The following is a 26,282-nucleotide window of genomic DNA, read 5'->3' as shown; positions in this document are numbered from 1 at the left end:
TAGGTTGTCCGGAATTGTTCTTTTTCTCAACCTCAGCGTCGAAGCAAGGAAGTTGATGCTAGGAGGCTGTCCGACAATGCTCTTGTCACCCATATCTTCGTTAAACTCGAAAAATTATCCTCGGGATATTAACTATATGCCTCCGGTGATTTTGCGAGTTTGCCTTGATCTGAGCGAAAACCCCTATTCTCGGACAGCCTCCTGGTGTCCTGTCATGCCTTGCAGGAAGAAAAAAACTTCACATTATTACGACACCTGACGCATGACATGACACTAGGCTTTAGCTTTGAATTGCTGATCAGGAATCGGTATCTGCCTGTGGATATGAGCCGAGCCATTCAAAATATGAACAATGTTCTCGAATCCTGTCACAGCCACGGACAATTCTGTCTTCATCAATGTGTCCTAGCATGTCGAGGAAAAACAGATACTTCCACTGCTTTCCTTTTATGGGACGCGATTCGATCTTAGCCAGATTGATTTCTTCTTCAGAAAGAATGGTAAGAATCTGATTAAGTGCACCTGGACGATCCATAAGGCCGATGAGCAGCGACGTTCTATCAGAACCGCTCGGAGTAGGGGAGCGCTTTCCGATCACTAGAAATCGGGTGGTATTCCCCATGTAATCTTCGATGCCTTTTACAACTACCTGGAGTTCATGAGTTTTGATGGCAAGTGAAGAGGCAATTGCGCCAATATTAGGATTGTTTGAGGCCATCTGGGCCGCTGCGCCTGTTGAAAATACCTGTAAGGTAGGCACTGACGGTAGATTTTTTCTCAGCCATTCACGGCATTGAGCCAAAGCCTGAGCATGTGAGGCTACAGTCTGAATATCCTCAATGTTGCCTGAGCGGCAAACAAGGTTGTGACTGATTTCCAACTGTATTTCACCACAAATCTGGACCTTGTATTTCATGAATGAATCAAGAGTATTAAAAACAGCACCCTCAATCGAGTTTTCAACAGGGACAATGCCGTAGGTGGTTCTGCCTTTTTCTACTTCAGCAAAAACATCGTCAATGGTCTCCATTGGCTTGTATGTTGCTGAATGACCGAAATATTTCACACCTGCAAGGTGGGTGAATGTAGCTTCAGGTCCGAGATATGCCACTTCAGCTTTACGCTGAGATAAGCGGCAGGTGGTTATAATTTCATGAAATATTGAACGCAACGCATCTTCGGGAAAGACTTTTTCATTGTTGCTCATCAACCTTTCATATATTTGTCTTTCTCTGTACGGGTCCCATTTGGCTCGGTTGCCTTCATCTTTGAGCTTGCCAATTTCTTTAGCATGTCCGAGTCTTTCCTTGATAAGATCAAGGATGGTGTTGTCTATTTCATCGATGCGGGAACGCACCTTAGATATTTCCGGATTTTTTTTGCTGGTCATGAACGGTCCTGTAGTAAACGGAAAGTTGGGAGGCGGTCACAAAAGAATGACACTTGGGTAATCTAGAGTAAACAAGATTAGGCAAAACAAGAAAGTATGTCAAGGTGTAAAAAAAGTGGTTTAAGATTTCCCTCTTCCCAATATATCGGTTGTCATGGTATCAATCTATCTATTTCATATTTTGTAATAAAGATAACTACAAGATCAACGGATAATATATGAGCAAAAATACAGTTAAAAAAACATACGAAGAAATCAATGCGCGTATTAAGGCTGGTGAAGCTGTAGTCGTTACCGCCGAAGAGATGGTCGGCATTGTTCGTGATCGTGGGCCTGAGCAGGCTGCGCGTGATATTGATGTGGTTACAACAGGAACGTTTGCCCCAATGTGTTCTTCAGGGATGTTCTTTAATTTTGGCCAGATGACCCCGACTATAAAGGCTTCGAAAGTATGGCTGAATAAGGTTTCGGCGTATGCCGGCCTCGCTGCTGTAGACAGCTACATCGGTGCTACTGAGCCTACTGAAGATGATCCGCTGAATAAAATTTACCCAGGCGAGTTCAGGTACGGTGGTGGTCATGTTATCGAAGACCTGCTCCGCGGGAAAAAAGTTTTGCTTGAGGCTAAAGCATACGGAACAGATTGTTACGCCGGCAAGAAAATGAAGAAGGAAGTCACTCTTGATGATTTACCGTACGCTTTGCTCTGTAACCCCAGAAACGGTTATCAGAATTATAACTGTGCCATAAATCTTTCAGAGAAAGCTGTCTATACATATATGGGTATGCTTAAACCTCATTGCAGAAATGCTAATTTTTGCAGTGCCGGCGAGCTCAGTCCGCTCTTGAATGATCCGCTTTACCGAACAATCGGCATAGGTACAAAAATATTCCTCGGTGGTGCTACAGGCTATGTTACCTGGCATGGCACCCAGCATAATCCAAATGTTCCGCGTACTGAGGGTGGTGCCCCCAAGAAGCCGGCAGGTACCATTATGGTACAGGGTGATTTGAAGCAGATGTCTGCAGACTGGATACGTGGAGTTTCAATTTTAGGCTATGGCAATACGCTGGCTGTCGGACTGGGCATTCCCATCCCGATTCTGGATGTTGATATGGCTAAATTCACAGGTGTTTCTGATGAAGAGCTTTTTACCCAGGTTGTAGACTACGGACATGATTATACCAATGGTATCGCTCGTAATTATGGCGAGGTAAGCTATGCACAGCTTAAATCCGGTTCTATAATCGTCAATGGCAGAGAAGTGCCGACTGCTCCGCTCTCCAGCATTCCTAAAGCGCGTGAAATCGCAAATATCCTTAAAGAACAGATTCAGCAAGGGAAGTTCCTGCTCAATAAACCCGCTGAGACTTTGCCTAATGGCAGTTAGAACAGATTTGCCAGATCAGATTCTTGCAAAAGTTGAACGTGTAAAAACGATTTTGCAGGAATTTGATTCTGTGGCAATAGCTTTTTCTGGAGGGGTTGATTCAACAGTTCTTCTGCATATCTGCTCAAATCATTTAACTAAAGACAGTGTCACAGCCTATTTTGTGAACTCATGTCTGCAATCTGCAGCCTCAAAAGAGAATGTTGAAAATCTTATTGCCAGACATTTTAGTGATTCATCAGGCTTCGTTATTGTTGAGCTCAATCCTTTACTGCTGAATGAAGTTGTCATCAACAATGAGCAGCGATGCTATTATTGTAAGAAATCAAGCTATACAACTATTATTGAGATGATCAATGCTCGTGGTCAGCAAGTGCTCTTTGATGGTACGAACACTGATGACCTGAGGGAAGACAGGCCGGGCCTGAAGGCAGTCAAAGAATTAGGTGTCAGGTCACCTTTGCTTGAAGCTGGTTTCAGCAAGACAGATATCCGCGAGTACGCAAGATCTATGGGGCTCGAGAATCACAACCTTCCATCCAACTCATGCCTGGCAACGCGGGTCGATACCGGTACACCGATAGCTCTTGAAGCACTCTATCAAATTGAACAGGCTGAATTGTTCTTGTTTACCTTGGGTTTTAGGGGCTCTCGGGTTAGGTTGAGGAGATATGGTGTCTGTATAGAACTGCAGGAAAAAGATATCTCAACAGCGGCTACAATGGACATAAGACTGCAAATTATCGAATATTTTGAATCAGCAAGCCTGGGGCCAGTATACATAGGGCTGTCCGGTCGTTAGGGAAAGGCTGCTTTTCTTATGAGAATAAGTGATTTATTACTTGATTCTGCGCTTCTATTCAATTATTGTGATTTGGTTGTGGCCCTAAAAGCCTGATTATAAAGGGTTGTAGGGCACTTAATTGTTTTACGTCAAAAGGCGAAAATGGGTTTTTTCTTTTGACAATCCGATGTTGTTTGAGTAAAGCATCATACTCAGGAGAAAGGCAACAGCGACGTTGTCCTGGTAAAAGCAAAGAACGATTAGCAGGGAGGAATTCATGAACAAGAAGGAACTGATTGAGAGCATAGCAGGTGCAGCCGACATTAGCAAAGCTGCTGCGGAAAAAGCCTTAAACGGTACTCTGGCTGCAATTGCAGAGAGTCTCAAGAAAGGTGACAAAGTGACTTTGGTTGGATTTGGTACATTTTCTGTATCTACCCGTGAAGCACGTCAGGGAAGAAATCCACAAACCGGCACCACAATCGAAATACCAGCTAAGAAAGTTGCAAAATTTAAAGCTGGCAGCAAACTGTCTGAAGCTATCAACTAAGTCCCTGGTCCCTGTCTAACGATCATGGATTTGCGGAAGTTTTACTGCTAGTCTGACTACTTCAACTGCTATCAGTTAATTTGGTTTGGCGGGTGATATCAGTAAAGTGCTTTCACTATATCCCCTGCCTCAGTTACAGGACTGGAGAAATAAGACAGTAAATACATGTCGATACTAGATATGTGATTGCTTGAGAAAGGTCGTTCCTGCAAGGGGCGACCTTTTTTTTTTATAATCTTATGAAAAAATTACGATCAGGATATACAACAGGTGCGTGTGCCGCAGCTGCCGCTAAAGGTGCAGCATTACGCTTGTTTGGTTGCCGGGAAGTCACTGAGGTGGAAATACCGTTTCCTGATGGAAAGAGAGTGTGGTTTTCTCTTATACCGTTCACTCCCGAAATTAATAACGGGGAAAGAGAATTTGCCGCGGTAATTAAAGATGCTGGTGATGATCCAGATTGTACGAATGGTGCAACTATAGCTGCATCAGTACGTTTCAATACCAATCCTGGTCACTCTGCTTCTATAGAAATAACCGGTGGTGAAGGCGTAGGAGTAGTTACAAAGCCAGGTCTTGCGGTGGAAATTGGAAAGCCGGCTATAAATCCCGTACCTCTGCAGATGATCCGTGAAGCTGTGGAAGAAGCGATAGCAGGGCACTGTTCTGCCAATCACCCATCTCTAACTGTAGAAATACTGGTTCCAGATGGTAGAGAATTAGCTAAAAAAACTCTCAACGAGCGATTAGGCATCATCGGCGGCATATCTATTCTTGGCACCACAGGTATTGTACGACCTATTTCTGCAGAAGCATGGACAGCTACCATCACTGCAGCTATGGATGTTGCTGATGCCGGTGGGAACACTGAAATTGTTCTTTCAACTGGACGCACATCTGAAAAAGCATTGCAGAAAAGGCTGACGCTTAAACCTGAAGCGTTTGTTGAGATGGGTGATTATCTTGAATTTTCACTTAAAGAGGCTCGTAATTACAGATTTTCACGTTTGCATATGGCCGGCATGTGGGCAAAAACATTAAAGGCGGCCTTGAAAATTCCTCAAACCCATGTACGATTTGGTGCGCTTGAGATTAGTAATGCTATTGATTGCATTGAGGGGCTTGCTCCAGGAAAGGATCTTTCATTTTTGTCAGGATCGAATACTGCCAGGGAGATATACGAACGACTGGTTGACAGAGATTGTTTTGAACTCGTTGAAAAGGTATGTTATGCCGCCAAAGCCTATCATGAACAGGTTTCAGAAATTCCTGTGATAGTATATCTGGTGCATCATGACGGCAGCGTTAAAGTAATAGCGGGGTGAGCAATATGAGTAAAGGATGTATTCAGCTTATTGGCGTCGATTTACAGAATTCAGCCTCTGTTCCTATAGACATAGTTGCCGGTTGTTCCACTATTGTAATTTCTGCCAGAATGCAGACTCAGCTTACTCATGTTTTAGCCGATTTTGAACAAGCGAAAATCATTTCAATTGCCCCACTCACTGAAGCAATCGACAAGATCCAACGTCACCTCAAAGATGGTGATGTTGCTGTGATAGCTTCAGGTGACCCGATGTTCTTCGGTATAGGAAAACGGCTGGTAGAAGATTTTGGTCGTGATGCAGTTGTTGTTCATCCTGCACTCTCTTCAATACAGCATGCTTTTGCACAATTCTTGATCAATTGGGACGACACTGCTGTCTTGAGCCTGCATGGTAGGTCCGAGAGGAATTTTGTAGGTAAATTGCTATCCCGCCATAAAACGGTGTTACTTACTGATGCCAAAATGCGGCCGGAGGTGATAGCTGCCAGTCTTATAGATTTTCTTGAAGATACCCGATACTTTACTGCATATGTGGCTGAGAATATCGGTATGGTGGGTGAGCGGTTTATTTCCGGAACTCTTCAAGAAATAGCATCAGCTGAATTTGGCAATTTATGCTGCATGATTCTTGTAAGAAAATCCAATCAGCAACCGGGCCTACCTTCGTTTGGATTAACCGAGGATGATATCACCCATAGCAGGGGCCTCATAACAAAACGCGAAGTGAGAGCTGCTGTATTACATTCTTTAGCTATTCCTGAAAATGGAATTTTGTGGGATGTTGGTGCCGGTTCAGGTTCAATAGGTCTAGAGGCTGCCAGGCTTTATCCGGAAATCCTTGTTTATTCAGTGGAAAAATCTGAGGAGCAACATGAAAATATCCTCAGGAATAAGAGCAGATATGATACCTGCAATCTTAAGTTGATTAAAGGTGCGGCTCCTGAAAAGCTACATGGTTTACCCCGACCTGACAGAGTGTTTATTGGAGGGAATGGCGGTAATTTAGAACAAATTATACAGCTGAGCAACGAACAGTTGCAGCAGGGCGGCCGCCTGGTTGTAACAGCTGTAATTGATAAGACCTACAAGGAAGCACCTGAATATATGTTTAAGTGCGGCTTAGATGTAGAAATGAGTCGTATTGAAGTGACTAGACTTTCTTATCCAGATAGACAGGAGCAGTCATTTAATCCTATTACAATTATTGTTGGTCATAAACGTTAACTTAAAGGATAAACCCCTTGAACGAAATGCCTAATAACCCGATTCATTTTGTAGGAGCAGGGCCTGGTGATATTGAACTTATTACCGTGAAGGGAAGACGATTACTTGATGATGCTGATTGCATCGTATTTGCAGGTAGTTTGGTTAATCCTGAGATTCTTTCCGGCTGTAAGGCTGAAATATTTGACTCAAAAGGAATGGACCTGGAGCAAATTATTCAAGTTATGCATGCTTCCTGGAAAAAAGGTGGTAACGTGGTTAGGCTGCATACGGGTGATCCTGCGATTTATGGAGCAATAAAAGAACAGATGCAACAGCTCGATTTACTCCAAGTTCCCTATAAAGTAATTCCTGGTGTTACCTCTGCCTCAGGTGCTGCGGCAGCTTTAAATGCTGAATTAACACTTCCTGAAATTGCCCAGACCATCATAATTACCAGACAGGAAGGACGAACCCCTGTACCTGAAATGGAAAAATTGAGAGATCTGGCCAGGCATCAGACGACAATGATGATTTTTCTATCAGTAGGTATGCTTGAGAAAGTTGTGCAGGAACTGACTGCCGGTGGTTATGCTGAGGACACTCCTATTGCTGTCGTCGAGCGGGCGACCTGGGATACCGAAAAAATTATTCGAGGTAATCTGAATACCATTGCAGAAAAGGTTCAGCAGGAAGGGATTGTTAAGACTGCAATGATCTGTGTAGGTAAAGTCTTTGGCCAGGAAGAACTTAAGGCTGTTTCTAAGCTTTATGACCCGACCTTCAGTCATGGCACCCGTGAGGCTCGTTGTGACTAAAGGGCTATTCGCTATCCATACCGGAAAAGGAAAGGGCAAAACTACGGCTGCTCTCGGGTTAGTATTTAGAGCTCTTGGGCACGGCCACAAAGTGTCGGTTGTTCAGTTTATTAAGGGTGGCTGGCGATGCGGAGAGCATAAACTTGCGGGAAAATTTCCTGAGTTGCTTGATCTTCATGTTACAGGGCAGGGATTTACCTGGAAGTCTGAAGATCTAAGTAAAGATACTGCTCTCGCGCGAGAAGCCTGGCAACTTGCAGTTGAAATTATTAAGAAGGGTGATTCAAGACTGGTAATACTGGATGAGTTAACCTATCTTATTCGTTACAATATGGTCCCTGAAGAAGAAATTCTAACTGCTATCAAAAGTAGGCCTGAAGGAATGCATATCGTGCTTACCGGTAGGTATGCTTCAGATAATCTCATTGAAGCTGCTGACCTTGTAACAGAAATGCAGGAAATTAAACATCCATATACATCTGGAATACCAGCTCAGAAAGGTTTTGACTTTTAGGTAGTACCTGAACGAAAACCTGCATTTTTTTTCAAGCTCAAAGCGGCCGATATTTATAACCAGATGAATATACAACGTATTGTGATGATTAAAATCTGAGATCAGCGAAGAAATTGGGGGAATTGGCGGTTTTGGGTCGGCCTCCAGATATCAACATTCCACATAAAGAGTACAGCTATTGTAATGGAATCTTTTGACGCATTGCTCGAAGAGTCTACGCGTATTCACGGTCATGTCTGCCCTGGCCAGGTACTTGGTGTTCGAATGTCCCTTTTGGGATTGAAGTTGATCAATGTAACTGATCCGAAAGGGCGGGATCGCAAAAATATCTATGTCTTTGTAGAGATAGACAGATGTGCTACTGATGCAATTCAATCGGTAACTGGATGTAGCGCAGGCAAACGTACGCTCAAGCTTATAGATCATGGAGTCATGGCGGCCACGTTTGTTAACCTTGAAAATGATAAAGCTGTCAGAATTACAGCCTTGGAAGAATCCCGCGAATTATCTAAAAAATATTGCGGTCATATTCTTGATAAGCGTGTAAGGCAACTTGAAGCCTACAAAATAATGCCTGATGCAGAGTTGTTTTCTATTCAGCATGTTGAAGCTAAGATCCCCCCGGAAGATCTTCCAGGAAGACCAATCAAAAGAGTACAGTGCCAGGGCTGTGGTGACTGGGTACAGGATAATCGCGACGTGGTTAAAGATGGCCAGGTACTCTGTCGACGATGTTCCGGCAAACAATACTTTTCTCTCCTGTAGCAGGAATTGAATTTATATTTAAGGTAGATTGCAATGATAACACTTCTTGATTATGGCGCAGGAAATGTCCGCAGCGTCAGAAATGCGATTCGAAAACTTGGGTTTGAAGTTAAAGACGTAGAAACCCCTGAAGAGATCGTAACCGCAGAAAAGCTGATTTTTCCTGGAGTAGGTAATTTCGGGGTTGTTATGGAGCGTCTTGTCCGTGACGGCTATGCAGAAAAGCTGATAGAACGAATCCATCTCGATAAAGCAACGTTTGGTATATGTGTAGCATTACAGACATTCTTCGAAGGGAGTGCTGAGTCTCCAGGTGTTGCAGGGTTAGGTATTATTCCTGGACAGATTGAAAGATTTTCCGATTCTGAGCTTTCCGTACCGCAAATTGGCTGGAATGGTGTCAAAATTCATAAGAGCAATTCGATATTTGACGGCTACAACGGTGAGAAATTTTATTTTGTCCACTCTTTTAAGGCAGTCGCATCTGAAGAGAATAAGGACTGGATTCTCACTACTACCGACTATGGTGAGGAGTTTGTCTCCTCTGTTGCCAAAGGTCAGGTTATTGCGACCCAGTTCCATCCCGAAAAGAGTGGAGATGCGGGTTTGCGATTGTTAGAGCAGTTTTTAAAAGGGAAAGAAATTGTCGAATCAGGTGTGAAACCTCAGCTGGATAATCGACCGACAAAGATAGCCAAGCGGATTATTGCCTGCCTTGATGTTCGGAGCAATGATGCCGGAGATCTTGTTGTTACCAAGGGCGACCAGTATGATGTCCGCCAGGAAGGAGAGGTTCGGAATCTCGGTAAACCGGTTGAGCTCGCTCGAAGGTATTATAATGAGGGCGCTGATGAAGTAACATTCCTGAATATTACAGGGTTTCGGAATTTTCCATTAAATGATCAGCCGATGCTTGAAGTTCTTAGAGAAACTTCAAAAAACGTTTTCGTCCCATTGACAATTGGTGGAGGTATTCGTGAATTTACCGATAGTGATGGTAATTTCTACTCAGCACTGGATGTTGCATCACGATACTTCCGATCTGGTGCTGATAAGATTTCAATAGGCAGTGACGCGGTCTATGCAGTTGAAAAATATCTTGAAAAGAAGAGTAAAGACGGCACAAGTGCAATAGAACAGATTTCTATAGTCTATGGTGCGCAGGCTGTTGTAATCTCTGTAGATCCTCGGAGGGTATATGTTAACACTCCTGATGAGACTACCCACGCAACGATTGCAGTAAAAACACCCGGCCCGAACGGAGAAAAATACTGCTGGTATCAATGTACGGTGAGTGGTGGCAGGGAAGGTCGTGATATAGATGTTGTGCAACTGGTCACTGTCTGTGAAAAGCTGGGGGCTGGTGAGATTCTTTTAAACTGTATTGATAAAGATGGCACTAACAGCGGATTTGATCATGAATTGATAAATATGGTCAGGGGTGCTGTAAAGATTCCGGTAATCGCTTCAAGTGGTGCCGGGACCGCAGATCACTTCACAGATGTTTTCAGGGAAACCAATGCTGAAGCTGCACTGGCGGCCGGTATTTTTCATAGAGAAGAGGTCCCTATCTCTAAGGTGAAATCCACTGTTGCAAATGCGGGGATAGAAATACGATAAAATGTATTAACGGTGTCATGTAGGCGTATTACCACATGGCACCGTTTTTATTGCAGGTTCTATCAATCATTCCTGCTATGATTGATTCAGCGATTGAAATGTCAGACTTTGCATAAAGCTGTTCACTTCATCTCGAAACTGTTTGTGTGAAAAGCCCTGAGGCAATCTTTCCACAAATGATACATCTACCCCTATTTTTTCTGAATCGGGGTGTAAGCAGTATAATCCGCTGTTTTCTATCGCGAAGAACTGATCGTCTTTAGCGTTTTCGACGACCTGCCCGTGGTCTTCATATGTCCTGCTGTATCGCAGGCAATATTCAGAAATGTCAGGTTCGGCCTGAAATGAAAATGTGATGTTTTTATAACGTTCGGGAGGAAGAAACACCTCTTTCTCCGATTTTACCCAGGCGATAAACTCCTCGGTATTTTTAGGTGCATTAGGCAGTTTCACCTCTGATGCTTTTGCATAAAGCAAATAATCGTCACGTTCAGTTTTCTTATAATATATCAAGCTTGGTCCCTGGAGTTTTTCAAACCAGGATTTTCCGGTCGGTGGCGATACACTAAAACCAAGACTGCTTTTCCTTGGATGCTTATCACTTACAGGATAATAATTTGTTTTTTGCGAACAACCGGAAACGGAAACAACGAGATATGTCACGAGTATGCAGTGTGGTATGAATTTCATCAAAATCACGGGGGATTGTAAAATGGCTGAGTAAGAAATACTAATTATGTAGTTGGTTTAGAAAACACTTTATATCGTGTAGTATCAAGATATTTTAGAAATAATTGCTACAGTAGCTGAATGGCATCGGGTCAATATGCATCACTGTCGAGAGCTCTTCCTTCATAGAATAAAATTAGAAATACTGTTACATTGCGATATATTAAAGAGGTCATAGCTGTTAAATTTTCATTTCCCCTGCATACCGGATTCTGACTACTTATGATTCTGACCCAAAAACCTAAGAAACAATTTTTCTTTATTAGCGGGTTTATTTTTCTGCTTATAACCGGTTCCATTATCTGGCTGACATCTATAGTGATGTATCAACGTGGATTAACCAGACAATCCCAAGATGGGGCAGATCAGCTTGAACTTTTTGTCACCTATCTTCAGGGAGTTCTCAAAACGTATGAAAGTCTTCCTGAGCTTTTAGCTACAGACAGTAATCTCGTGAGTGCTTTACTTAATCCTCAGGAAGATCAGCGAATAGCTAAACTCAATAGATACCTTGAAACCATTAACAGTATAAGTGATACAGCGGATACATATTTAATGGATAAGGACGGGTTGACAATTGCCGCCAGCAACTGGCAGGAAGAACGGCCTTTTGTCGGAAGAGATTTTTCGTATCGACCATACTTTGTTGAAGCGATGAAGGGCCAACTTGGTCGATACTACGCACTTGGCACCACATCTTCTAAAAGGGGCTACTATTTCGCATATCCTGTCCGAAAAGACAGAGAAATTCTCGGGGTAGTAGTAATCAAGGTAAATATTGATTCGGTTGAACAAAAGTGGGGACACCGGGGGGATAACTTTTTAGTTACAGACCCCGATGGCGTTGTATTTATAACCACCAGACAGGACTGGCGATATCATACTCTTCGCCCTCTCGCAAAAGAGGTTAGGCAGAGGATAATTGACAGCAATAGGTATCCTAACACTGACCTTGAAGTGCTGTCTGATGTTCGGAAGGAGCTTGATTCTAATTTGAAACTTGTTCAGTTACATCAACAGGATCCACAGAATAAGCGGGATCACCTGCTGCTCACCAGAAATATGCCTGAGGCTGGCTGGAGTGTGCACATAATGAAAGACACATTACCGATACGAGAAAATGTAATGTGGGTAAATATTATGGTTGGTGGCGTATTGCTGCTTATCTATATGATGATTCTGTTAATGGTACAAAGGCAGTACCGCCTGGTCGAATTGGGGTTGATGAGGGCAAAAACCAGGAAGGCATTACAACGAGCTAATGAAAAACTTGAAATCAGGGTACAGGAGCGAACAAAAGAGCTTACAGAGACTAATAAGCTTCTACGAAAAGAAATAAAGGATCGCCAACGCACAGAAGTTGCTCTGAAGAAAACGAGAAATGAGCTGATTCATGCCGCCAAAATGGCAGTTCTTGGACAAATGTCTGCTGGTATCAACCATGAACTTAATCAGCCTCTTGCAGCAATTAGAAGCTATGCTGATAATGGAAAACAGTTCCTGAAAAAGGGAAGACATCAGGAAGCATTATGGAACCTTGAGCAGATTGGTGAACTCACCGAACGTATGGCTCAAATCGGTATCCAGTTGAAATTGTTCTCAAGGAAGACGAGTGGCCAGATTGGAATCGTTCCTTTACATGGAGTTATTGACGGGGCGTTGGAAATCCTTCGTCCGGCAATTCGAAAATCAGGTGTACAGATTAGCGTTGATCTGAGACCGGACAGTATTGAAGTTATGGCAAATAATGTTTTGTTACAGCAGGTTTTGGTTAATCTGATAGGCAACGCTATCCAGGCTGTTGAAGAATGTGAAAAACGGGAAATTGAAATTGAAGCCTATACTGTCGATAAGATGGTTAAGGTTCTAGTTACAGATAGTGGGCCTGGAATTGGTGAAGATGATAAAGCGCACATCTTTGATCCATTTTTCACGACTAAAAAATCAGGTCAGGGATTGGGGCTCGGGCTGACAATAACAGAACGGATATTGCGTGAAATGCGCGGAAACATACGACTTGCAAATCAGGCAGAATCAGGAGCCTGTTTTGAAATAACTTTAGAAAGGGCGTAATTCGGTATGGAGATTAGTAAAAAGGTCCTGTTTATTGATGATGAAAAACATATACGGCTTGCAAACAGACAGACTCTTGAACTCGCAGACCTCGAAGTTATTTGCCACGAGAATGCTGAAGATGCAATTGGTCTATTGATAAACGATTGGCCCGGTGTGGTTGTCTGTGATATTCGTTTGCCGCAAATGGATGGTTTGCAATTTCTTGTTGAGGCGCAAAAGTTAGACAAAGATCTGCCTGTTATTCTCATAACAGGACATGGTGATGTCTCTACAGCAGTACAGGCGATGCGTGATGGCGCCTATGATTTTATAGAAAAACCCTATTCTGCTGAACGTCTTGTAAAAACAGTGCAAAGGGCCTTAGAGAAAAGGGCCCTGACCATAGAGAATAGAAATCTCAGGAGGGAACTTGAAGCGCACTCGACTCCAGGACCTCGGATTATAGGTAAAACCAATGCAATGGAGAAATTACGAGCAACAATTTCCCAGGTGGCTGATACCGGCGCAGATGTACTGGTTCTCGGGGAAACCGGAACGGGAAAAGAATTGGTTGCCAGATCTTTGCATGAACACAGCAAAAGAAGAACTAAAAATTTCGTAGCTGTTAACTGCGGTGCATTGCCTGAAACAATGATTGAGAGCGAGCTTTTTGGCCATGAGGCTGGCGCATTTACGGATGCAAAGTCTCAACGGATCGGCAAAATTGAATATGCTAATGGTGGCACCTTGTTGCTCGATGAAATTGAATCGATGCCTTTGAGAGTTCAAATTCATTTACTGAGAGTGCTTCAGGAGAGATCATTAGAGCGTTTGGGCTCCAATGAGTTGATAAATCTGGATCTCAGAGTAGTTGCTGCCTCAAAGGTAGATTTGAGGCTTCATGCAGAAATGGGTGAATTTCGTGAGGATCTCTATTACCGCCTCAATGTTGTGAGTTTAGAAATTCCGCCACTACGTGAGCGGAGAGAAGATATTCCTTTGTTATTTCATCACTTTTTGCTTGTTGCAGGACATAGGTATCAGCAGGAAGCTCCCCAGCCCAATGGTGCTCAGATGAACTCTCTCATGGCTTATTCCTGGCCAGGTAATGTTCGCGAGTTAAGGAATCTTGCTGAGAGGTATGTTTTGCTAGGTGGGCAGGTTGACTGGTCCATTGATGCACTGCTGTCTGGAGGAGAAGTAGAGCATCACAGAAGTCTGCCACAACAGGTCGATTGTTTTGAACGCAGTCTTATAGAGCAGGCTCTGGTTGCTGCAAACGGCAGTATAAAAGATGTTATGGACGCGCTGGCAATTCCTAGAAAGACATTGTCCGACAAAATGCGAAAGCACGGTCTGGATAAGAGTGATTACAAATAATACCTTTATGTATATTTCTCTTCGATTGAAGTGACTGAGTGTGACTAACGGTTAATGAATGAGAGAATTGAAGAAAATCTGTTTAGAAATAATTTGGCAATGAGGTCTTGTTAATATACCAATTGGCGGAATTCCTCTAAAGCCAATTGGTAAAGTGGCCGAATTCCGCCAACTGGATGAATGGTTTGTATCATAAAAAATGATGAAAGTTAGTAATATGAGGTAATTACATATTTTTCAACAAATTGGTCTAATTGTTGCTTTGTGTTAGGTGATGGCAGGCAAGAGAGTTTGTCATTTATGGAGCGGTTATTTTTATGTCATTTTGACTGCCCGTAATGCATGGAGTACTTTAAAATTAATTTGGAGGAGAAAAGTATGTTCCGTAAAGTCAGCACGTTATTAGCTACAGCTGCAGTATCCGCTATGTTAGTTGCAGGTTCCACCTTCGCTGCACCAATCACTATTAAATTCTCCCACGTCGTCGCAGAAAACACACCGAAAGGCCAGGCCGCAAACAAATTTAAAGATTTAGTCGCAGAGCGCCTAGCCGGAAAAGTAGTTGTTGAAGTTTTCCCGAACTCACAGCTTTTCGGTGATAATAAGGTACTTGAAGCTATGTTACTTGGTGATGTTCAGATTGGCGCTCCAAGTCTTTCCAAGTTCAGCCGTTATACCAAAAAACTTCAAATTTATGATCTGCCATTTTTGTTTAAAGATATGAATGCCGTTGATACCTTCCAGCAAAGTGCAGACGGTCAGGAGTTGCTCAAGTCTCTTGAAAAGAAAGGACTGGTTGGTCTTGGTTACCTGCATAATGGAATGAAGCAGCTCTCCGCTAGTAAGTTGCTGAAGGTTCCCGCAGACGCTAATGGCTTGAAATTCCGTATTATGTCTTCAGAAGTTCTTGAGGCACAGTTCCATGCTGTTAACGCCAACCCTCTCAAAAAGCCGTTCTCAGAGGTTTTCACACTTTTGCAGACCAGAGCCATCGATGGTCAGGAAAATACGTGGTCTAATATTTACTCCAAAAAATTCTTTGAAGTTCAACCTTACATAACAGAGTCTAATCATGGTGTTCTTGACTATATGGTCGTTACATCAAAAGAATTCTGGTACGGATTGCCTGAAGATATCCGCGCTGAAGTTAAAACAGCTCTTGATGAGGCAATTTTATACGGCAATCAGGTTGCTGCCCAGAAAGGTGCTGAAGATAGGCAGAAGATTATCGACTCCAAACGTTCAGAGGTTATCACCCTTGACGATGCAGAGCGTGCTCAGTGGGTACAGGCAATGAAACCAGTATGGAAGCAGTTTGAAAAAGAAATTGGCAAAGAACTTATTGATGCTGCCTATGCTTCCAACAAGTAATTGTTGAATACGTAACATCTGAGGAGAAGGTGAAGATATCCTTGCAGGGACATGGCTGGTCCTTGTCCCTGCAATTCGTCTTGAAGAGGGGAAAAATATGTTTTGGCGTATCCTGAATCGTGCCGAGGAAGCAATTATATCATTGCTACTGGTGCTGACGACACTGCTCGTGTTTGTCGACGTTATCATGCGATTTGGTTTTAACACAGGTTTTATGTGGTCACAGGAACTCACGCTGCATATGTCTGCGTGGTTTGTACTTTTTGGAGCATCGTATGGCCTGAAAGTAGGATCCCATATCGGGATGGACGCATTCGTGAAGCTCTTCCCCAGGAAAGGTCGTAGAATCCTCAGTGGGATAGCTGGTATTGTTGGTCTTGCTTATTGTTGGCTTGTACTATACGGAAGCTGGATTTATCTGAAAAAGATGAAGATGATCGGCATTGAACTCGAAGATCTGCCCATCCAGACCTGGTTGGCTCACGGAATGTTGTTGGTTGGTTTTGGATTTTTGACTATACGGCTTTGTCAGATAATCTGGTCTATCATCATCGACAAATCAGATGGATTTAAACACGCAAATGAGGCTAAGGAAAGCATGGAGATTGCAGAAGAACTGAAGAGAGAGGAGGCCAACAAATGACGACCGCATGCCTTTTTATCCTGCTCTTTGGTTGTATGATGTTAGGGCTGCCAATTGCCCTTGCACTTGGTTTTTCAAGTATTGCAACTATTCTCATGTTTTCAAGTGATTCTTTGGCATCGATTGCATTGAAATTGTTTGAGGCTCTTTCAGAACATTACACCCTGCTTGCCATTCCTTTCTTTATCTTATCTTCCGCTTTTTTGTCCACAGGTGGAGTAGCAAAACGAATTATTCGTTTTGCGCTGAGTGTTGTCGGGCATATCCGGGGTGGTATTGCTATGGCCTCAGTATTGGCCTGTATGATCTTTGCAGCTGTATCAGGTTCGTCTCCTGCGACTGTTGCGGCTATAGGTTCAATAGTAATAGTAGGTATGGTGAAAGCTGGTTATCCTGAATCAATTGCTGCTGGCGTTATTGCGAATGCTGGTACTCTTGGTATTTTGATTCCGCCTTCTATCGTCATGCTGGTGTATGCAGCTGCAACAGAAGTGTCTGCAGCGAGAATGTTCATGGCAGGTTTTATCCCAGGTATCATGATGGGATTGATGCTGATGCTTGTTATTTATATTGTTGCGAGGGTTAAAAATATACCGTGTCAGCCATGGGCAGGTGTAAAAGAAATATTTGCAGCAGGATTCAGCGCACTTGGCGGTTTGATGCTGATTATCATCGTCCTTGGTTCGATTTATGGTGGAATAGCCAGTCCAACTGAGGCTGCAGCTGTTTCAGCGGTTTATGCATTTCTCGTAGCTATTTTTGGCTACCGCGATATGGGGCCGATGAAAAATGAGCCGTGGAAGAAATCAGGTGAATCTACTACTCAGATGATTGTCAGAAATACAGTTAAAACAGTTATCTCATTTCCAAAATGTATTTTTGACAAAGATGTTAATAAGGTTCTTCTTGATGCAGGTAAAGTGAGCATAATGCTTCTTTTTATCATTGCAAATGCAATGCTATTTGCACATGTGCTCACCACTGAGCGTATCCCGCATCATATTGCAGAGATTATTGTTAACCTTGGTCTTTCATGGTGGATGTTTCTCATAGTGGTAAATATTCTCCTGCTTATTGCTGGAAACTTCATGGAGCCATCAGCGATTCTGCTTATTATGGCACCGATTCTCTTTCCGATTGCGGTTCAGTTGGGTATTGATCCTATTCATTTGGGTATAATCATGGTTGTTAACATGGAGATTGGTATGTTGACACCACCTGTCGGACTCAATCTATTTGTAATATCGGGCATAACAGGCCACAGTATGGGCTGGGCTATCAAGGCCGCACTTCCATGGTTGCTGGTTCTCATGACCTTCCTGATACTTATTACCTATATCCCACAGATATCGCTCTTTTTGCCGGAACTGCTGGATAAGATGCAGGGGTTTTGATAAATAAAGAAAAAATAGAGTAACTCTAAATCCCCTTTAAAATTTGGCTGACGCTAAATTTTAAAGGGGATTTTTTTTTATTTGTAATCTCTAAGCAAATTGTCTTGCCAGAAAGAAGACCTATAGTCTATAAGATGGTTTCTTAAAATCCTGACAACCTTGAGTGACGAAAATTGAACCAGATAACACTTTTCTATCCGGTTCTAAAGCAAAACATATAGGTCACAAAAGGATAGATTTGATATGTAGCTATCTGGTTTTGGGATGAATACTCATATATTCTGGAGATAATTGATGCTTACGACACCTGAAGTAAAAAAAATATTATATGTAACAGACCTTGGTAAACATACACGTCCTGTGTTTCTGCATGCTCTTGCACAGGCAGCGAATAACAATGCCTCGTTGCATGTGTTGCATGTCGTCGAGCCAATGACAGAAGTGACATGTGCTGTTATTCAGCAATATCTGTCTGAAGAAGATGTGAAAAAGGTTCGCAAAGACGGCATGAAGAAAGTGCTGAAATATATGAAAAAGCGTATTGATAAGTTTTTACATGACGAATGTGGCGGTAAATCACTTGAATCTGAACCAATAGAAGAAATTCTTGTAGTTGCTGGAAAACCGAGTGAGGAAATACTTCGTGTTGCGGAAGAACACGAAATGGACATGATAGTTATAGGTAAATCGTCGAGAAAAGTACGTGGGAGTAAAGTTATGGGTTCTACTACCAGGCGTGTTAATCGACTGTCAAAAATACCGGTTCTTGTTGTTCCAAATGTTGTTCCAAGTAAGTAGATAATTTATATTGTTCACTCGATTTATATATAGCTTCGAAAATCGTTTCATAGTAACGCCGCTCAATGACGAGAACAGTAGGGCTGGACTTTATTCAAGCACTATAAAGGAATAAAATGAGTAAATTCGATATAGTACTCGCTTCACCCCGTGGCTTTTGTGCAGGGGTGGAGCGGGCAATTGAGACAGTCAAACAGGCCATTATTGATCATGGTAGCCCTGTATATGTTCTTCATGAAATAGTTCATAATAAACATGTGCTACAGGAGTTGGAGAAACTCGGAGCGATCTTTGTAGAAGAACTTCAGGACATTCCAACGGGTGAAATCTGCATTTTCAGCGCTCATGGTGTCTCTGTCTCTGTCGAAAATAAAGCCAAAAAATTAGGCCTCCGAACAATCGATGCAACATGTCCGCTTGTGGGAAGCGTTCATCGAATGGTTGAGAAGTATCATGACGAGAATTATGATGTGATAATTATTGGACATCATAAGCATCCTGAAGTTGAAGGTACCGCCGGTCGGGTAACGGGGAAAGTGCATATCATTGCCAGTGAAAAAGAAGCGAAAAATCTTCAGGTCGATAATGAATCCAGAGTCGCATATGTCACTCAGACCACGTTGAGCAAAGATGACATCGTCGGTATTCACATGATTCTTAAAAATCGTTTTCCACTTCTTCGAGGCCCGAAATCAAATATCTGCTTTGCTACAGAGAATCGTCAGAATGCTGTTAAAAAGCTTGCGGTGGACACTGATCTTATCTTCGTCGTAGGTTCAAAGAACAGCTCAAACTCGAACAGATTGCGGGAAGTGTCCTTAAATGTTGGCACTCAGGCCTATTTGATCGACGATAGATCAGATATCGATGAATCTTGGCTGGAAGGTGTTGGATGTATAGGCATTACAGCTGGCGCTTCAGCTCCCGAAAGACTTGTAGAAGGGGTAATCGACTGCCTGAAAGAACATGGAGCAGGGCAGGTTATTACTATGGAAGGCTTACAGGAAAATATCCATTTTAAAGCTGCAGCTATTGAAAAATAACGGCATTTTTCATAAAACACAAAAGGCGGTCAGGATATACAATGCATCCTGACCGCCTTTTTTTTTACTATTTTGCTAAGAAATTCGGGTTAGCTGAGAGCTTCACGAATTCTTTCCATAGCTTTCACAACATTCTCGTAACTGTTAAACGCTGAGATACGGATATATCCGTTACCGCATTTACCAAAGCCGGCACCCGGTGTACATACAACTCCTGCTTTGTTAAGCAGCATGTCGAAGAACTCCCAGGAGTCCATTTTGCCTTCAATCCAGATATACGGAGAGTTTGTACCGCCATCATATTTGTAACCCAGACTATCCATGGTCTCACAGATGAGGGCAGCATTTTTCATGTAGGATTCAACCAGTTCCTTGGCTTCGGCCTTTCCTGCTTCGCTGTAAACCGCTTCCGCAGCACGCTGAACCGGATAGGATACACCGTTGAATTTGGTGCAGTGTCTACGATTCCACAGTGTGTGAACAGAGTGCTTGTTACCTTTGGAGTCGTATGCCATACACTCTTTCGGAACAACGGTGAAAGCGCAACGTGTCCCCGTGAAACCAGCACTCTTAGAGAAACTTCTAAACTCTATTGCAACTTCTTTGGCCCCTTCGATCTCATATATGGACTTTGGCAGGGATTCATCAGTGATAAATGCCTCATATGCAGCATCAAAAAGGATAAGGGCCTTATTATCTCGTGCATAATCAACCCATGTTTTCAACTCATCTTTGGTGATAGTCGATCCTGTAGGGTTGTTCGGGAAGCAGAGATAGATGAGGTCAACTTTTTCTGTTGGAAGGGCAGGGACGAAGTTATTCTCTTTGGTGGAATCAAGATAGACAATACCTTTGAAACGTCCGTCTGCAAACTCTTCAGTTCTACCTGCCATAACGTTGGTATCGAGGTAAACCGGATAGACAGGATCAGGGATAGCGATGGTGATATCCTGAGAAAATAACTCCTGAATGTTTCCGGTATCACATTTAGCACCGTCACTTACAAATATTTCATCTGCAGCGATATCAGCTCCGCGAGATTGAAAGTCATTTTTAGCAATAGCTTCACGCAAAAAATCATATCCCTGTTCAGGACCATATCCCCTGAATCCGGAATCTGAGGCCATTTCATCAACAGCTTTATGAAAAGCTTCAACGCATGCCTTAGGTAGGGCTCTGGTTACATCTCCGATACCAAGTTTGATCACGTCTTTTTCGGGATTATTTGCCTGGAATGATGCTACACGCTTGGCGATGTCAGAAAAGAGGTAGGACGCCTGTAACTTTAAATAATGTTCATTGATTGTAATCATTGGAATGCTTCCCGGTTGTATTCTATTGTATAAGTAATTAGTGTTGGTCCTGAAATTTAATTCTACACCCGATTTCTTCCTTGTCTTCAAGAGCTTAATTTAGGCGACTTGGAAGAGTTGTTCGTAAAAGGCACTAACAAAGAGTCGAGTGGATGTTTCAGGATTCACAGCTTCCGTTGTTGATGAAAGGCGGTGGATAATGAAAATATATAATCGTATATGAATATAATTGCCATATACGTTGTGTCAACAAACAAAATCACGGCAACTCTCCGTGAACTGATAAATAATATACAGGAGTCAAGCGAGAATGAAGAACGAGGAGCATCCAACAATTCTCAGGAAAGATTATCGGGTACCAGAATATCTGATCGAATCAATTTCACTCACTTTTCAGCTAACAGATAACTATACTGACGTAATCGCAAAGTCTGAGGTGCGTAAAAATCCTCAATCCTCAGAGATTACGAAAAAACTGGCTCTTGATGGAGAAGAACTTGAGCTAATAGATATCAGGTATAACGATCAAAAGATGGAAGCTGAGACGTACACAAGAGACGAAAAAGGTCTCAGTGTATCAGTAGAAGATGATGCTTTTTCTCTTGAAATAACTACTCGAATCTACCCTGATAAAAATACTTCTCTTGAAGGCTTGTATCGGTCGAGCGGAAACTACTGTACGCAGTGCGAAGCCGAAGGGTTTCGTAAAATAACCTATTACCTCGACCGGCCTGACGTTCTTGCGAAGTTCACTACACGTATTGAGGGGGATGTCTCTTCATGTCCTGTTTTACTCTCAAATGGTAACAAGATCGAAGAGGGTGATTTAGATAATGGTCGTCATTTTGCGGTTTGGGAAGATCCTTTTCCTAAGCCAAGTTACCTGTTTGCTCTGGTTGCAGGTGATCTGAAATATATTGAAGATCAGTTTGTCACCCGATCCGGACGCGAAATCTGTTTACGTATTTATGTGGAAGAAAGAAATATCACTAAATGCGATCATGCCATGCGTTCACTCAAAAAATCGATGAAGTGGGATGAAGATGTGTACGGTCTCGATTATGATCTCGATATTTTCATGATCGTTGCTGTTGATGATTTCAACATGGGAGCCATGGAGAATAAAGGACTGAATGTTTTTAATTCAAAATACGTGCTCGCACTCCCTGAGACGGCAACTGACAACGATTATCTTGGAATTGAAGGTGTTGTTGCTCATGAGTACTTCCACAATTGGACTGGAAATCGTATCACCTGTCGCGATTGGTTCCAGCTCAGTTTAAAAGAAGGACTTACTGTTTTTCGCGATCAGGAATTCTCGTCTGATATGAATTCAAGAGCGGTTCAGCGAATTGATGACGTTCGAGTATTGCGTACCAATCAATTCAGGGAAGATAGTGGGCCGATGGCACACCCTGTTCGTCCTGATTCATATGTGGAGATCAATAACTTTTATACGGTTACGGTCTATAATAAAGGTGCTGAAGTAATCCGAATGATGCACACCCTTCTTGGTGCTGAAGGCTTCAGAAAAGGTATGGATCTCTATTTTGAGAGACATGATGGCCAGGCTGTGAGCTGTGATGACTTTGTTGCGGCAATGTCTGATGCTAACGAATGTGATCTTGAGCAGTTTAAACTCTGGTATAGTCAGTCTGGTACACCGCAACTCAAGGTCAATACTGAATATAATAGCGAAAAGCAGGAATATATAATAACCGTTGAGCAATCCTGCCCACCAACACCTGGCCAGAAAGTTAAACTACCGTTTCATATTCCGCTGCAGATAGGTCTTCTTGACGAAGAGGGTAACGATATCCGAATCACTGATGAAGATTCGATCCTGCTTGAACTACGTGAAGAGCGTGAGCAGTTCAGTTTTGCAGGAATAGAAAAGAAGCCGGTATTATCATTCCTCAGGAACTTTTCAGCACCGGTTAAGGTTGAGTCTTCTCAGACACGTGAGGAACTTTCATTCCTTATGGCTAATGACTCAGATTTGTATAATCGCTGGGAAGCATCATCTAAATTAACTGAACAGGTAATATTTGATGTAGTTAAAACTCTACAGGCAGGTGGGAAGCCAGAACTTGATAAAGAGTACATAACTGCAGTCTCACAAAATCTCACCAACGCCAAGGCGGATACAGCCTTATTGGCTCAGGCATTACAACTTCCTCCTGAGACATATCTGGCAATCCAGATGGATGTGATTGATCCGGATGCTATTCATGCTGCGAAAAACTTCGTTAAACGGGAATTAGCTGATCAGCTATATGACGAATTTATAACTGTATATCGTCGAAATAACCAGAATGGCGAATATACGATTACACCAGAGGCTATGGGGCAGCGCAGTTTAAAAAACGTTGTCCTGAATTATCTTATGGCCCTCGAACCTGCAAGGCAGGAAGTTATAGATCTCTGCCTGGCGCAATATGAGAGTCGTGCGAATATGACTGATGTAATTGCCGCTCTCAGCATGATTTCAAACAGTGATCTTGATATTAGAGGCGACATTCTTGAAGATTTCTATGAGTTATGGGAGAATGATCCGCTTGTTATGGATAAATGGTTTATTCTTCAGGCAATCTCAAGCCGTGAATCAACTCTTGAAGAAGTTCGGGAATTGATGAAAAGCCCAGCTTTCTCCATTAAGAATCCAAACAAGGTACGATCGCTTATTGGGGCTTTCTGTTCACTGAATCATGTTCGTTTTCACGATATCGGTGGGGCAGGGTATGAATTTCTTGCTGACAGGATAATCGAGTTGAATACAATTAATCCGCAGATTGCATCCCGATTGGTATCGCCATTTACCACCTGGAAAAAATATGACGGTGAGCGACAACACCTGATTCGAGATCAACTGGAAAGAATTATCACTACTCCCGATCTTTCAGGAGATGTTTTCGAAATCGTTAAAAAGAGCCTGTGATATAAAATAGGTAAAGCAACGCATCACATTGTTTTTTATGATTACCACCGAAACTCAGCAAGCATTGTGAGGCGTTAGGTGTAAGGAGTGAGGAGTGAGGAGTAAAAAAACATTCGAAATTCAGTCACTCAATATTACGCAGCCACGGTTGGTTATGGAATGTTCCGTGAGTAGTAGTTAACGCCTCGCACCTCACTCCTAATAGCTCACTTTTTCAAGCTGAGTTTCGGTGGTAATCAGGTTGTTTTTTGATAATTAACACCCGCTCAGAGCAAGCCCTCGGGTTTTGTTTTGAGCGGGTGTTTCTGTTTATATAGCCGTAGTTTCTCTCGTGGGCTTTTCAGGACGGATAATAGTGCCTACATTGGAATAAAGAATCTTTTGTATTTCAACTATTTTCGAGTGGGTTGATTGTATGAAAAAGATATACACTGCTGCAAATCCTGCTGATGCACATATTGTTCGGGGTATTCTAGAGTCGTATGAAATCGGTTGCGAGGTACGGGGGGAGTCACTTTTTAGCGTACGCGGTGAGTTACCTATGGTAGGTGATACTTTCCCGACTGTATGGATCTTTAACGATGAGGATTTTGAAGAAGCTAGAAAGGTTGTTGACGAAATAGACAGGAAAAGGGAAGAGGCACCCGTAGTGTCAGAAAGCTGGAACTGCTCCAGGTGTGGAGAAACACTTGAATCTCAATTTACCGCATGTTGGAAATGCGGCAAATCAAGAAAAACTGAAGATAGCGAAAGTAATGTTAAGCGGGAGCGTTTCTGATAAAGGAGTTTTTTACTCAAGCTTTTACCGCTTATGACAAAAAAGACATCTATATTTAGGTGGATGTTTTTCCGGAAGCGGGGCAACGCCAGTCTCGCTATGACAATCTATACATGATTTTTCCGCCTCTTTTTTACTTTCAATAGCATGAAAGGCGATGTGAATCTCATCTTTAGGTAAAAATGATGTGGTTTCGTCCGGAGCGTTAAGCAGGAAAGCAACTATGGCGATACCTATAACTGCAAAGCCGATGTTTAAGAGCAGTTTTTTGTTTTTCGAGTGGTTTGTCATAATTATTAAAAAAAGTGTTATTGCAGTTTAGTGAGCCATTTCCAACTTACGGAAATTCAGTAGCTTATAGCGTAATCCGAAAGTAACAGATTCAGCCATCACTTCTGAAAGAAATTTGCTTTTACCAGTCAGTGTTACCAGTCGTGCATGTAACTTCTGCATACGTATCAGTCGTCGCATCTGTTGCATATCCATATTGATTTTTGCTATGCATTTTCCAACATGCTCACCTGTTATAATTGCCGGATAAATCCCTTCACCCGTAAGGCCGGATGCGAATCCTGCAGCGTCACCTGCAAGAAAAATATTATCAAATTCATAACCGCGGTAGTCGAAATTAATAAATTCAGCACGAGGTTTGTGTCGGCGTAAGTCATAATCGTGTCCGGCAGCCCAGCGTAATAATCCCTTTTTAAGTTGCTTGGCAGAGATCGCCCGCTGATCTGCATAAGCACCAATTGAAACCGTAGTAGCGTGTGGGAAGACCCAACCGTAGCCATTGGCAAAATGTTTCGATTGAAGATGCCATTCCATCGTGTTCACATAGCGCGGAATCTGATAATTAATTCCGATACCGATATGCTCTGTAGGGAGACCAAGAAAGCGACGGACAAGTGATGTTGACCCATCAGCGCCAACAAGATAGTCAAATGTAATTGTCCTTTCTTCTCCTGATTTTTTATCCGTGTACTCAAGAGAATTTTTGGAAATCTTCCGTATCTGACAGGATGTCTGGATTTCAGCTCCGGCTTCAATAGCGATAGCTGCCATGTGTTGACCGAGTTTTACACGGTTAACAGTTGCAATTATAGGTTCCTGCTCGGTAATAGTCGCATGTTGTCGACGGGTATATATATGCTGAACAGGGAAACGTTTTTCTTCAAGATGGCCGGGGATTTTATTGATGAGACCGGACCAGGTAATTCCACCTGCACAGACCTTGGGTCCAATCTGCGGTTTGCGTTCCAGAAGAAGAACATCTATACCATTTTCGGCAAGGACTTTTGCGCAGGATAATCCTGCCGGGCCTCCGCCTGCTATTACAACGCTATAATGCATATCTGATTTTCCTGAGGGTCGTTTTACAATCGAAAAGTCTGCTTGTGAGCAACATATTTGTATATATAAAAAAAGGCCTGTTTCACATCATTGACATAGATCAATACAATGCAAAACAGGCCTAATAT

At 42.6% G+C, this 26,282-nt stretch carries 23 protein-coding genes; 18 read left to right on the top strand and 5 right to left on the bottom strand.

The features are described 5' to 3' along the window. Positions 1-298: 298 nt before the first annotated feature. Complete coding sequence (gene pheA, locus FCL46_RS11745) at positions 299-1,390, bottom strand: prephenate dehydratase (protein ID WP_136808316.1); 1,092 nt, start codon at positions 1,388-1,390, stop codon at positions 299-301. A gap of 218 nt (positions 1,391-1,608) precedes the next feature. Here pheA and FCL46_RS11740 point away from each other — a divergent pair, with 218 nt between their 5' ends. The 9 genes from FCL46_RS11740 (at position 1,609) to hisF (ending at position 10,362) form a co-directional block, all read left to right on the top strand. Continuing rightward, complete coding sequence (locus tag FCL46_RS11740; RefSeq protein ID WP_136808315.1) at positions 1,609-2,781, top strand: homocysteine biosynthesis protein; 1,173 nt, start codon at positions 1,609-1,611, stop codon at positions 2,779-2,781. Next, positions 2,771-3,583, top strand: a complete 813-nt coding sequence (larE, locus tag FCL46_RS11735; protein ID WP_136808314.1) for an ATP-dependent sacrificial sulfur transferase LarE — start codon at positions 2,771-2,773, stop codon at positions 3,581-3,583. Before FCL46_RS11740 ends, larE begins: the two co-directional genes overlap by 11 nt. A gap of 259 nt (positions 3,584-3,842) precedes the next feature. Further along, positions 3,843-4,115: an HU family DNA-binding protein gene (locus FCL46_RS11730; protein WP_136808313.1), complete on the top strand. Its 273-nt coding sequence runs from the start codon at positions 3,843-3,845 to the stop codon at positions 4,113-4,115. A 239-nt stretch (positions 4,116-4,354) separates the two neighbouring features. Next, entirely contained in the window at positions 4,355-5,440 is a 1,086-nt protein-coding gene (cbiD, locus tag FCL46_RS11725) for a cobalt-precorrin-5B (C(1))-methyltransferase CbiD (protein WP_136808312.1), read from the top strand. Positions 5,441-5,445: 5 nt separating this feature from the next. Beyond that, on the top strand, positions 5,446-6,666 hold the full coding sequence (gene cbiE / locus FCL46_RS11720; protein WP_136808311.1) for a precorrin-6y C5,15-methyltransferase (decarboxylating) subunit CbiE: 1,221 nt from the start codon (positions 5,446-5,448) through the stop codon (positions 6,664-6,666). A 26-nt stretch (positions 6,667-6,692) separates the two neighbouring features. Further along, a complete protein-coding gene (gene cobM, locus FCL46_RS11715) occupies positions 6,693-7,463 on the top strand; it encodes a precorrin-4 C(11)-methyltransferase (protein ID WP_136808515.1) in 771 nt (256 codons plus the stop codon). Continuing rightward, the gene (gene cobO / locus FCL46_RS11710; RefSeq protein WP_228723382.1) at positions 7,456-7,977 is read left to right on the top strand and encodes a cob(I)yrinic acid a,c-diamide adenosyltransferase; all 522 of its coding nucleotides are present in this window, start codon (positions 7,456-7,458) and stop codon (positions 7,975-7,977) included. The genes cobM and cobO overlap by 8 nt, the downstream gene beginning before the upstream one ends. 183 nt (positions 7,978-8,160) lie before the next feature. Then, entirely contained in the window at positions 8,161-8,742 is a 582-nt protein-coding gene (locus tag FCL46_RS11705; RefSeq protein ID WP_136808309.1) for an FmdE family protein, read from the top strand. A 33-nt stretch (positions 8,743-8,775) separates the two neighbouring features. Then, positions 8,776-10,362, top strand: coding sequence for an imidazole glycerol phosphate synthase subunit HisF (hisF, locus tag FCL46_RS11700; RefSeq protein WP_136808308.1), 1,587 nt, complete (start codon positions 8,776-8,778; stop codon positions 10,360-10,362). A 75-nt stretch (positions 10,363-10,437) separates the two neighbouring features. Here the strand turns inward: hisF and FCL46_RS11695 are convergent, their stop codons facing one another. Beyond that, positions 10,438-11,052 (bottom strand): hypothetical protein, encoded by a 615-nt coding sequence (locus FCL46_RS11695; RefSeq protein ID WP_136808307.1) that lies wholly within the window; start codon positions 11,050-11,052, stop codon positions 10,438-10,440. 261 nt (positions 11,053-11,313) lie between these two features. On the opposite strand from FCL46_RS11695, the gene FCL46_RS11690 reads away from it, so the two are divergent. The 7 genes from FCL46_RS11690 (at position 11,314) to ispH (ending at position 19,775) form a co-directional block, all read left to right on the top strand. Further along, entirely contained in the window at positions 11,314-13,164 is a 1,851-nt protein-coding gene (locus FCL46_RS11690; protein WP_136808306.1) for a sensor histidine kinase, read from the top strand. Between the two features lie 6 nt (positions 13,165-13,170). Further along, positions 13,171-14,526: a sigma-54-dependent transcriptional regulator gene (locus FCL46_RS11685; protein ID WP_136808305.1), complete on the top strand. Its 1,356-nt coding sequence runs from the start codon at positions 13,171-13,173 to the stop codon at positions 14,524-14,526. A gap of 426 nt (positions 14,527-14,952) precedes the next feature. Then, positions 14,953-15,897 carry a TRAP transporter substrate-binding protein gene (locus FCL46_RS11680; protein ID WP_420811274.1) on the top strand — a complete coding sequence of 315 codons (945 nt, stop codon included), beginning with the start codon at positions 14,953-14,955 and terminating at the stop codon, positions 15,895-15,897. A gap of 97 nt (positions 15,898-15,994) precedes the next feature. Continuing rightward, a complete protein-coding gene (locus FCL46_RS11675; RefSeq protein ID WP_136808303.1) occupies positions 15,995-16,540 on the top strand; it encodes a TRAP transporter small permease in 546 nt (181 codons plus the stop codon). After that, entirely contained in the window at positions 16,537-17,934 is a 1,398-nt protein-coding gene (locus FCL46_RS11670) for a TRAP transporter large permease (protein WP_136808302.1), read from the top strand. Before FCL46_RS11675 ends, FCL46_RS11670 begins: the two co-directional genes overlap by 4 nt. Positions 17,935-18,228: 294 nt before the next feature. Further along, a complete protein-coding gene (locus FCL46_RS11665; protein ID WP_136808301.1) occupies positions 18,229-18,732 on the top strand; it encodes a universal stress protein in 504 nt (167 codons plus the stop codon). 116 nt (positions 18,733-18,848) lie between these two features. Further along, positions 18,849-19,775 (top strand): 4-hydroxy-3-methylbut-2-enyl diphosphate reductase, encoded by a 927-nt coding sequence (ispH, locus tag FCL46_RS11660; protein ID WP_136808300.1) that lies wholly within the window; start codon positions 18,849-18,851, stop codon positions 19,773-19,775. An 89-nt stretch (positions 19,776-19,864) separates the two neighbouring features. On the opposite strand, the gene FCL46_RS11655 is transcribed toward ispH, so the two are convergent. Then, complete coding sequence (locus tag FCL46_RS11655; RefSeq protein WP_136808299.1) at positions 19,865-21,088, bottom strand: LL-diaminopimelate aminotransferase; 1,224 nt, start codon at positions 21,086-21,088, stop codon at positions 19,865-19,867. 310 nt (positions 21,089-21,398) lie between these two features. Here FCL46_RS11655 and pepN point away from each other — a divergent pair, with 310 nt between their 5' ends. Then, positions 21,399-24,026, top strand: a complete 2,628-nt coding sequence (gene pepN / locus FCL46_RS11650) for an aminopeptidase N (RefSeq protein WP_136808298.1) — start codon at positions 21,399-21,401, stop codon at positions 24,024-24,026. A 415-nt stretch (positions 24,027-24,441) separates the two neighbouring features. Beyond that, positions 24,442-24,804: a putative signal transducing protein gene (locus FCL46_RS11645; RefSeq protein ID WP_136808297.1), complete on the top strand. Its 363-nt coding sequence runs from the start codon at positions 24,442-24,444 to the stop codon at positions 24,802-24,804. A 24-nt stretch (positions 24,805-24,828) separates the two neighbouring features. Here the strand turns inward: FCL46_RS11645 and FCL46_RS11640 are convergent, their stop codons facing one another. Together FCL46_RS11640 and FCL46_RS11635 are read right to left on the bottom strand one after the other, a co-directional pair. Further along, positions 24,829-25,095 (bottom strand): hypothetical protein, encoded by a 267-nt coding sequence (locus tag FCL46_RS11640; protein WP_136808296.1) that lies wholly within the window; start codon positions 25,093-25,095, stop codon positions 24,829-24,831. Between the two features lie 27 nt (positions 25,096-25,122). Next, a complete protein-coding gene (locus FCL46_RS11635; protein ID WP_136808295.1) occupies positions 25,123-26,154 on the bottom strand; it encodes an NAD(P)/FAD-dependent oxidoreductase in 1,032 nt (343 codons plus the stop codon). Between the last annotated feature and the right edge of the window lie 128 nt (positions 26,155-26,282).

Origin of the sequence: Desulfosediminicola flagellatus, assembly GCF_005116655.2 — a bacterium.
Classification (GTDB): Bacteria; Desulfobacterota; Desulfobulbia; order Desulfobulbales; family Desulfocapsaceae; genus Desulfopila; species Desulfopila flagellata.
Note: the sequence above shows the minus strand (reverse complement) of the source record. Positions and strands in the feature narration are given on the sequence as shown.